This is a genomic window from Variovorax sp. IB41 (assembly GCF_016405905.1).
GTDB lineage: Bacteria > Pseudomonadota > Gammaproteobacteria > Burkholderiales > Burkholderiaceae_C > Variovorax.
In genome coordinates, this window is sequence record NZ_JAEFCB010000018.1 from 122,356 (window position 1) to 132,281 (window position 9,926).

Consider the following 9,926-nt stretch of genomic DNA (forward strand, 5'->3'; position numbering starts at 1 on the left):
CTGGTCATGCGGTCGGCTTGTCTTCCTTCAGGTGCGGCGCGATGTACAGGCCCTGCGCCACCAGGAAGACGATCGGGAACACATAGCCCCAGAGCTTGAAGTTGACCCAGGCCTCGGTGGTGAAGTACGCCGCCACGTAGCCGTTGATGAGCGCCATGAAGAGGCAGTAGCCGATCCACGCCACGTTCAGACGGCCCCAGATGCGGTCGGGCAGCTCCAGTTGCGAGCCCAGCAGCATCTTCAGGAAATTCTTCTTCAGCGCCCAGAGCGCCACGGCCAGTGCGATCGCCATCGCGCCGTAGAGCACGGTGGGCTTCCACTTGATGAAGCGGTCGTCGTGCAGCACCAGCGTGAGCGTGCCGAACAGGAGGATCAGCACCAGTGTGGCCTTCTGCATCGCCTGGAGCTTGCGCTCCATCGCATAGATGATGGCCATCTGCACCACGGTGGCGGCCATCAGCACGCCGGTGGCGGTGTAGATGTCGCCGAGCTTGTAGGCGCCGAAGAACAGCAGGATCGGGAAGAAGTCGAGGATCAGTTTCATTTTTTCTGGAAATCGAGCGACGCCGAGTTCATGCAGTAGCGCAGGCCCGTTTCGGTGGGGCCGTCGGGAAACACGTGGCCCAGGTGGGCGCCGCAATTGGCGCAGACATTCTCGGTACGCACCATGCCGTGCGAGCGGTCGACGATGTTCCTGATGGCGCCGGGCACCGCTTCTTCCGAGAAGCTGGGCCAGCCGCAGCCGGCGTCGAACTTGGTGCCCGACTCGAACAGCTTGGCGCCGCAGCACACGCAGTGGTAGGTGCCGTCGTCCCAGTGCGCCTCGTACTTGCCGGTGAAGGGGCGCTCGGTGGCGGCGTGGCGGGTCACCTCGAAGGCGGCCGGCTCGGCGCCTTTTTCAGCGAGGAGGGCCTTCCATTCGGCGTCGGTTTTTTCAACAGGAGTGGTCATGATGAGCAGCTGATTTCAATCGTGGAGGCCCAGTCGGGCGGGAAGCCGGCGTACGCGTCGGCGCCGGGATGTTCTTCACATGGGGTTTGGAGCAGCGTGAGCAAGGTTGCCACACCCGAGAAGTCCTTTTGCGCAGCCGCTTCGATGGCTTGCTGGCCCAGGTGGTTCCGCAGCACGTATTTCGGGTTCGATTGAAGCATCAACCTCCCGGCATCGGCCCGCACCGATTGCGCATGGCGCTCTGAAAATGAGAGCAGCCAGGTATCAAAACCTGCGCGGTCCAGGAACAGGTCGCGCACCGGTTCGGCATTGCTGTCGGCCATGTAGTGCGAGAGGCGGCGCCAGAAGATCGTGTAGTCGACCTTGCCCGCGGCCAGCAGCTTGAGCACGCCTTCGATCAGCGCCCGATCGCTCTCGGCCGCATCCGCCAGCCCGAGCTTGGCGCGCATGCGGGCCTCGAAGGCGTTCGGGAACACCGTCTTGTACGACTCCAACGCGGCGACGGCGACTTCCTGGTCGCCGATCAGCGGCAGCAGCGCCTGCGCGAGGCAAAAGAGGTTCCAGTACGCCACGTTCGGCTGCTGGTTGAAGGCGTAGCGGCCGCTGGTGTCGCTGTGGTTGCAGATGTGGCGCGGATCGAAGCCGTCGAGGAACTGGAACGGCCCGTAGTCGATGGTGAGCCCGAGGATGCTCATGTTGTCGGTGTTCATCACCCCGTGGCAGAAGCCCACGGCCTGCCACTGCGCGAGCAGGGCGGCGGTGCGCTCGCTCACGGCTTCCAGGAAGGCGGCGTACGCGTTGCCGTTGAAGCGCTCGGTGGTGCGGCAGGCCGGGTAGTAGCGGTCGATGACGTAGTCGGCCAGCGCGCGGAGTTCGTCTTCCCGCTGGTTGGCCGCGAAGTGCTCGAAATGGCCGAAGCGGATGAAGCTGGGCGCCACGCGGGCGACGACGGCGGCGCTCTCGGGCGCTTCGCGGTACACGCGGGCGTCGGAGCCGGTCACGCTGAGCGCGCGGGTGGTCGGAATGCCCAGGCCGTGCATGGCCTCGCTGCACAGGAATTCGCGGATGCTGGAGCGCAGCACCGCGCGGCCGTCGCCGCCGCGCGAGTAGGGCGTGCGGCCCGCGCCCTTGAGCTGCACCTCGAGCTCGCCTTCGGTTTCGCCCAGCATGATCGCCCGCCCGTCGCCGAGCTGGCCGGCCCACACGCCGAACTGGTGCCCGCTGTAGACGGTGGCAAAAGGATTGGTGCCGGCGACCGGCAGGGTGCCGGTCAGCGCCGCGAGCGTGGTGTCCGATTGCCGCCAGTCGGCCGGCAACCCCAGCTCGCGCGCCACCGATTCGCTGTGGCCCACCCAGTACGGGTCGGGCAGGGGCGTGGGTCGCAGGTGGGTGAGAAAGGCGGGGCCGAGGGCCGCGAAACCGGGTTTCCAGCGCAATCCCAGGTCCGCGACGTCCGTGTCTTCAGCAAGCAGGCTCATGCGTCGATTGTCCGGCACCGGGCGTAACCCCTTGCCGCGCGGGCCATCGTCGCCCGGCGTGGCTCAGTGGGCGAGTGCCGGCGTGTCCCAGATCCGCGCCCGGTACTGCGCCGGCGGCAGGCCGAACCAGCGCTTGCAGGCCCGGAAGAAATTGCTGCTGTCGACGAAGCCGAGCATGTCCGCCACGTCGGTGAGCGTGTGGCGGTCTTCCGCCAGGTACTGCTGCGCGAGTTCGCGACGGGTGCGGTCGAGCAGCGACTGGAACGACACCGACTCCTCCTGCAGCCGCCGCTGCAGCGTGCGCTCCGCAAGGCCCAGGCCCGCGGCCACGTCCTGCCGGCGCGGCTCGCCCTGCTGCAGGCGGCGCGCGATCTCGGCGCACACCAGGCTGCTGGTGGTGGTCTGGCCGAGCAAGGTCAGCTGGTCGTCCAGCAGGTGCTCCTGCATCTCGCCGAGCACGGGGTGGTGGGTGGGCAGCGGCATCGCCATGTCGGCGGCCGACAGCAGGAGGCGGTTGGCGGGCGCGTTGTAGCGGATCGGGCAGCCGAAGGCCTCGCGGTGCAGCCGGTCGTCGGCCGGCGGGGGGTAGACGAATTCGAGCGCCATCGGCTGCAGGTCGCGCCGTGTGAGCCACCGGCACTGCATGAGAACGGTCAGCAGCGCGTACTCCACGCGCTGGCGCGGAATGGGCAGGCTGCCGCCCGTGTGCGCCATCACCAGCCAGCAACCGCGCGCCTCGGGCTGCATCGCGAAGGCGGTCGCGTCCGAGATCACCGCCATGTAGCGCGTGAGCCGCGTGAGCGCTTCGCCCAGGTCCGCGCTGCACGACATGGCATGGCCGACCGTGCCCAGCTTGGTGTGCGTGGCGGCCAGCTCGCGGTGCAGGCCCAGCGTGGGCTTGCCGGCGCGCGCCACGGCCAGTTGCCAGAGCACGGAGATCTCGTCCACCGGGATGCGCGCGTTCTGGCGGTGCAGCGAATCGGGATCGAACCCGGCCTCGCGCAGCAGCGAAGGCACGTCCAGGCCTTCGGCCTCGAACATCGAGAGCACGCCTTCGAGCCAGGCGGCCGAGCTGGTCCGCAGTTCCGGCTGCTGTGTGCAGCCCGGCCGGCGTTGCGGCCGGCGCTGTGCATGCGGCATGGAGGCTCCTGAAGTCATTGAATTGGCTCGCTTGCGATAGCGGGGGAAGCGCGGTCCGTTCCTAGAATTTTCTGGCGGGTCTGGCTGGCCGGAGTATGGCTGCCGGACACCGGTGCAGGAATTCCGATTAACCCGGTGTGGAGACAAACAATGAACAAGACAGAGACAACGGAAAACCAGGGCGCAAGCCGGCCCACGGCGGCCAAGGCCGTGGCCAGGGCCATGGCGGTGACGGCCTGTATCGCGCTTTCCGCGTGCGGCGGCGGCTCGGATTCCGGCTTTTCCTTCACACCGATCGTTCCCGCGGCACCACCGCCGCCGGCCCCGCCACCCGCGCCCCCGGCCGACGGCCCCATGGTGCGCCAGACCACCGCCGGCAAGATCGAAGGCGTGGACGACAGCGCCAGGACGGGCACCCTGTTCTGGAAGGGCGTTCCGTTCGCCCAGGCGCCCGTCGGCGCCCTGCGCTGGGCGCCGCCCGCCGATCCCAAGGCCTGGGACGGCGTGCGCGCCGCGAGCCAGTTCGGCCGCAGCTGCGCCCAGGGCGGGCGCTATTTCAGCCCCGCGCCCGGCGACGCACCGTTTGGCCTCGGCAACCGCGAGGGCTTCGGCAAGCCGGTGGGCGACGAGGACTGCCTCACGCTCAATATCTGGCGCCCGGCCGGCGACGCCGCCAAGCTGCCGGTGATCGTCTACATCTACGGCGGCAGCAACATTTCGGGCTACACGGCCGACCCGGGCTACGACGGTGCCCAGCTCGCCAAGCGCGGCGACGCCGTCGTCGTGACGATCAACTACCGCCTGGGCGTGCTCGGCTGGCTCGACCTGCCGCAGCTCAAGACCGGCAACGCGAGCAACGACTCGGGCAACTTCGCGTTGCTCGACCAGATGCAGGCGCTGAAGTTCATCCAGTCCAACATCGGCGCCTTCGGCGGCGACGCGGGCAACGTCACGGTGATGGGGCAGTCCGCGGGCGCGGTCAACACCTGGGGGCTGGTCGTCTCGAGCGCGTCGGCGGGCCTGCTGCACAAGGCGGTGCCGCTGAGCGGCGGCATTTCGTTCGCGACGCGTGCCACCGCGCAGACCTATTCGAAGGCGCTGCTCAACGCGATCGCCATCGCCGACGGCAGGGCCACCGACACCCCCTCGGCCAACGCCTGGGTGGGTTCGCAGAGCGATGCGCAGATCGCGGCCTACCTGCGCGGCCTCCCGGCGGACCGACTGCTGGCCATCGTGCTCGCGAACCCGCAACTGGGTAACGCGCCGGCGCCGATCGAGGACGGCGCCATCCTGCCGGTGAACTCGCGCGCCGAGGTCGATGCCGGCCGGTTCAACAAGGTGCCCATGCTGATCGGCAACACGCGCGACGAAGGCACGCTGTTCGCCAACCTGTTCGGCACCTTCACGGGGCAGGGCCTGGGCTTCAAGCCCACCGACTACGAGCGCTTCGGCCTGCAGTACAACTTCAACCCTGACGCGCCCGTGACGCTCACCGAGGCCGACCTGATCAACGCGCCCTACCTGCCGGTAGACAAGCCGCTGAATGGCTGGAAGGCGTCGTCGGATTTCGCGACCAACGCAATCTTCCTCAATGGCCTGCCCGCGCAGATCGACTCGGTGGCCAAGTACCTGCCGGCCAGGACCTGGTACTACCGCTTCGACTGGAGCCAGCAGGTGGCGCCGTTCAACACCGTCTATGGCGCCACGCACGGGCTGGACACGGCGTTCATGTTCCACAACTTCGGCACCAGCATCTTCTCGTTCTCCTTCGGCGAAGCGAACCGGCCGGGGCGCGAGGCGCTGTCGGATGCGATGGTGGGGAGCCTGGCCGCGTTCGCGCGCAATGGCGATCCGAACCATCCGGGCCTGGGCGTCACCTGGCCCAACTGGCCGCGCAAGATCGTGCTGGACGCCAGCAAGACGCAGCTGCAGAACAGCGCGCCTTGAGCACTGCGCGCGCATCCAGGCACACCGGCACGGCGGCGATGGCGGCGATGGCCGCCGCGCTGGTGGCGAAGGTCACGTCATGGACAAGGTGCCTGCACGCTCCGGCGGGCGCCAGCTGTCGTCTTGACGACAGATCGGTCCTCCAAGACTGCGGGTTTCTGTCATTGTGCGAACGCACATAAATTGCGTGAATCGCCGTAGTCCGAGAAACCACTGAATTTTGTTGAAACAAGGAGCCTGTAGATGCTGGGTTTGATGCAAGACCAACCGCTTTTGATCTCGTCGCTGATCGAGTTCGTCGAGCGCCACAACGGCGACGGCGAGATCGTCTCGCGCCGTGTCGAAGGCGACATCCACCGCACCACCTGGGGCGGCATCGCATCGCGTGCCCGGCAGGTGGCCAATGCGCTGGACGGGGAGCAACTGCTCTTCAGCGACCGCATCGCCACGCTCGCCTGGAACGGCTACCGGCACCTGGAGCTGTACTACGGCGTGAGCGGCAGCGGCCGCGTGCTGCACACCATCAACCCGCGCCTGCACCCCGACCAGATCGCCTGGATCGCCAACCACGCCGAAGACCAGATCCTGTGCTTCGACCTCACGTTCCTGCCGCTGGTGCAGGCGGTGCACGCCAAGTGCCCCACGATCCGGAAATGGATTGCACTGTGTGATGCTGACAAGCTGCCGGCCGACAGCGGCATCCCCAACCTGGTGAGCTACGAAGGCTGGATGGGCGCGCAGCCGAACGCGTACGACTGGCCCACCTTCGACGAGAACTCCGCCTCGAGCATGTGCTACACGAGCGGCACCACGGGCAACCCGAAGGCCGCGCTCTACAGCCACCGCTCGACCATGCTGCACGCCTACGCCGCGGCCTTGCCCGACGTCATGCGCCTGTCGGCACGCGACTCGGTGCTGCCGGTGGTGCCGATGTTCCACGTCAACGCCTGGGGCATTCCGTACTCGGCCGCGCTCGTGGGCTGCAAGCTCGTGTTCCCTGGTCCGGCGCTCGATGGCAAGTCGGTGTTCGAGCTGATCGAATCCGAAGGCGTGACCTTCGCGGCCGGCGTGCCCACCGTGTGGCAGATGATGTTGGGCCACATGCAGGCCGGTGGCCTGAAGTTCAGCAAGCTCAACCGCACCGTCATCGGCGGCTCGGCCTGCCCGCCGGCCATGATCACGGCGTTCCAGGAGAAGTTCGACGTCGAGGTGCTGCATGCCTGGGGCATGACCGAGATGAGCCCGCTGGGCACGCTGTGCACGCTCAAGAACAAGCACCTGTCGCTGCCGCCCGATGCGCAGTTGCAGATCCGCATGAAGCAGGGCCGCGCGATCTTCGGCGTGGACATGAAGATCGTCGACGGCGACGGCAACGAGCTGCCCTGGGACGGCAAGGCCTACGGCGACCTGCTGGTCAAAGGCCCGTGGATCGTCAAGGAATACTTCAAGGGCGAGGGCGGCGATCCGCTCATTCCCGATGCGCAGGGCCGCGGCTGGTTCCCCACCGGCGACGTCGCCACCATCGACGCCGAGGGGTACCTGCAGATCACCGACCGCAGCAAGGACGTGATCAAGTCCGGCGGCGAGTGGATCAGCTCCATCGAGATCGAGAACATCGCCGTCGCGCACCCGGCCGTGGCCATGGCCGCCTGCATCGGCGTGTTCCATCCGAAGTGGGACGAGCGCCCGATCATCGCGGTCGTGAAGAAGCCCGGCGCCGAGGTCACGCGCGAGGAACTGCTCAAGTTCTACGAGGGCAAGACCGCCAAGTGGCAGGTTCCCGACGACGTGGTGTTCGTCGAAGCCATTCCGATCGGCGCCACCGGAAAGATCCTGAAAACCAAGCTGCGCGAACTGCTCAAGGACTACAAGCTGCCCACGCTCTGACAACAGCCCCCGACACCACCGCACTGTCGCGCATGCGATAGGAAGACCGCTTCGGCGGGCTTCCTTCCGGGCAATCCCTGTGCGTGGAAAAAAGGGGCACTTGTACGCTGGCATCCCACCTCATTTCCGCCTTTCATCCAGGAGACTCTTCATGCAATTTGCCCTCAAGTCGGTCGCTGCCTGTGCCCTGCTGGTGAGCGCCGCGGCCGCCTTCGCCCAGAAGGGCGAGACGGTCAAGGTCGCGTGGCTCGATCCGCTCTCGGGCCTGATGGCCGCGGTGGGCACCAACCAGCTCAAGACCACGCAGTTCCTGGCCGAGGAGTTCAACAAGAAGAATCTCTCGGGCGTGAAGTTCGAGATCATCGCGCTGGACAACAAGCTGAGCCCGCAGGAAACCACCGCCGCGCTGCGCTCGGCGCAGGACCAGGGCGCGCGCTACATCATGCAGGGCAACGGCTCGGGCCCGGCGCTGGCGATCATCGACGCCATCGAGAAGAACAACGCGCGCAATCCGGGCAAGGAGCTGCTGTACATGAACTACGCGGCGGTCGACCCCGACCTCACCAACAGCAAGTGCAGCTACTGGCACTTCCGCGTGGACGCCGACACCTCCATGAAGATGGAGGCGCTGACCACCTGGATGAAGGACCAGCCCGACATCAAGAAGGTCTACATCCTCGGGCAGAACTACGCGCACGGCGTGCAGGTGTCCAAGTTCACCAAGGAAGACCTGAAGGTCAAGCGCCCCGACATCCAGATCGTGGGCGACGACCTGCATCCGCTGGCCCAGGTGCGCGACTTCGCGCCCTACATCGCCAAGATCAAGGCCTCGGGCGCCGACACGGTCATCACCGGCAACTGGGGCTCGGACCTCTCGCTGCTCATCAAGGCGGCCAACGACTCGGGCCTGAACGTCAGGTTCCTCACGTATTACGCGCCGGGAGCCGGCACGCCGACGGCCATGGGTGCGACGTCCGACGGCAAGGTCTACACCGTGGCCTATGCCCACTACAACATGGGCGGCGAGATCCAGAAGCTGCTGGGCGGCTACAAGAAGAAGATGAACGACGACCTGACGCAGGCCTCGATCTACCACGTGTTCGCGCTGCTCGATGCGGCCTTCGCCCAGACCAAGTCGACCGACCCCGTGAAGGTGGCCGCCGCGCTCGAAGGCATGAAGATCAAGAGCTTCAACGGCGAGGTCGAGATGCGCAAGGCCGACCACCAGTTGCAGCAGGGCCTGTACATCTCGCGCTGGGAGAAGGCCAGCGCCAAGTACCCCTACGACGCCGAGAACACCGGCTACACGAACGTCCCCGTGAAGTACTACGAGTCGTATGTGGCGAGCACGCCGACGACCTGCCAGATGAAGCGCCCCTAGGCGTCTTTGTGAACGCATTTCCTACTCGCTGGTAGCAATGGTCTACCGGCGGGTAGCAATTGGAGAAATGCGCTGTCGCCTGCGCGATAGGAATGGGCCTTCGCGGCCACCCCCTTACGGGCATTCCCTGAGGGGAGGGGCTGCGAACGCTTGTACGCTCGTGCAAGGCTTTTTGATTCGGTTTGACCAGGAGAAATAGATCGTGAAGTTCGCTCTGAAAATCGCTACCGCAGCCATCCTTGCCGCGAGTGCCACCGGCGCTCTGGCCCAGAAGGGTGAGACCGTCAAGATCGCATGGCTGGACCCGCTCTCGGGTCTCATGGCCGCGGTGGGCACGAACCAGCTCAAGACCTTCCAGTTCCTGGCCGAAGAATTCAACAAGAAGAACGTGGCCGGCGTGAAGTTCGAAGTCATCGGCATCGACAACAAGCTGAGCCCGCAGGAAACCACCAGCGCGCTGCGCTCGGCCATGGACCAGGGCGCGCGCTACGTGGTGCAGGGCAACGGCTCGGGCCCGGCGCTGGCCATCATCGATGCGCTGGAAAAGCACAACGCCCGCAACCCGGGCAAGGAAGTGCTCTACATCAACTACGCGGCGGTCGATCCCGATCTGACCAACAGCAAGTGCAGCTACTGGCACTTCCGCCTGGATGCCGACACGTCCATGAAGATGGAGGCGCTCACCACCTTCATGAAGGACCAGACCGACATCAAGAAGGTCTACCTGATCAACCAGAACTACTCGCACGGCCAGCAGGTCTCCAAGTACGCCAAGGACAACCTCAAGAGCAAACGCCCCGACGTGGAAATCGTCGGTGACGACCTGCACCCGCTCGCGCAGGTGCGCGACTTCGCGCCGTACATCGCCAAGATCAAGGCCTCGGGCGCCGACACCGTCATCACCGGCAACTGGGGCTCGGACCTCGCGCTTCTGATCAAGTCGGCCAACGACGCGGGCCTGAACGTCAAGTTCTACACCTACTACGCGGTGACCAACGGCACGCCGACCGCCATGGGTGCAGCCTCGGACGGCAAGGTCTACCAGGTGGGCTACAGCCACTACAACGCGCCGGGCCCGGTGCAGCCGCTGATGGGCGAATTCAAGAAGCGCTTCAACGACGACATGTACACCACCGACATCT

At 66.2% G+C, this 9,926-nt stretch carries 8 protein-coding genes; 4 read left to right on the forward strand and 4 right to left on the reverse strand.

The features are described from left to right. Window positions 1-4 precede the first annotated feature (4 nt). The 4 genes from JC881_RS25715 to JC881_RS25730 form a co-directional block, all read right to left on the reverse strand. Window positions 5-544, reverse strand: a complete 540-nt coding sequence (locus JC881_RS25715) for a septation protein A (protein WP_093432924.1) — start codon at window positions 542-544, stop codon at window positions 5-7. Continuing rightward, window positions 541-951: a peptide-methionine (R)-S-oxide reductase MsrB gene (msrB, locus tag JC881_RS25720; RefSeq protein WP_198788542.1), complete on the reverse strand. Its 411-nt coding sequence runs from the start codon at window positions 949-951 to the stop codon at window positions 541-543. The genes JC881_RS25715 and msrB overlap by 4 nt, the downstream gene beginning before the upstream one ends. Then, a complete protein-coding gene (locus JC881_RS25725) occupies window positions 948-2,429 on the reverse strand; it encodes a protein adenylyltransferase SelO family protein (RefSeq protein WP_198788543.1) in 1,482 nt (493 codons plus the stop codon). Before JC881_RS25725 ends, msrB begins: the two co-directional genes overlap by 4 nt. 63 nt (window positions 2,430-2,492) lie before the next feature. Continuing rightward, window positions 2,493-3,569: an AraC family transcriptional regulator gene (locus JC881_RS25730; protein WP_198788544.1), complete on the reverse strand. Its 1,077-nt coding sequence runs from the start codon at window positions 3,567-3,569 to the stop codon at window positions 2,493-2,495. Between the two features lie 150 nt (window positions 3,570-3,719). Here JC881_RS25730 and JC881_RS25735 point away from each other — a divergent pair, with 150 nt between their 5' ends. The 4 genes from JC881_RS25735 to JC881_RS25750 form a co-directional block, all read left to right on the forward strand. After that, complete coding sequence (locus JC881_RS25735) at window positions 3,720-5,516, forward strand: carboxylesterase/lipase family protein (RefSeq protein WP_233102034.1); 1,797 nt, start codon at window positions 3,720-3,722, stop codon at window positions 5,514-5,516. 243 nt (window positions 5,517-5,759) lie between these two features. Beyond that, window positions 5,760-7,403, forward strand: a complete 1,644-nt coding sequence (locus JC881_RS25740) for a 3-(methylthio)propionyl-CoA ligase (protein ID WP_198788545.1) — start codon at window positions 5,760-5,762, stop codon at window positions 7,401-7,403. A 151-nt stretch (window positions 7,404-7,554) separates the two neighbouring features. After that, window positions 7,555-8,784, forward strand: a complete 1,230-nt coding sequence (locus JC881_RS25745) for a branched-chain amino acid ABC transporter substrate-binding protein (RefSeq protein ID WP_198788546.1) — start codon at window positions 7,555-7,557, stop codon at window positions 8,782-8,784. Between the two features lie 202 nt (window positions 8,785-8,986). Then, window positions 8,987-9,926: branched-chain amino acid ABC transporter substrate-binding protein (locus JC881_RS25750; protein WP_198788547.1), on the forward strand; the 940-nt coding region annotated here is incomplete at its 3' end.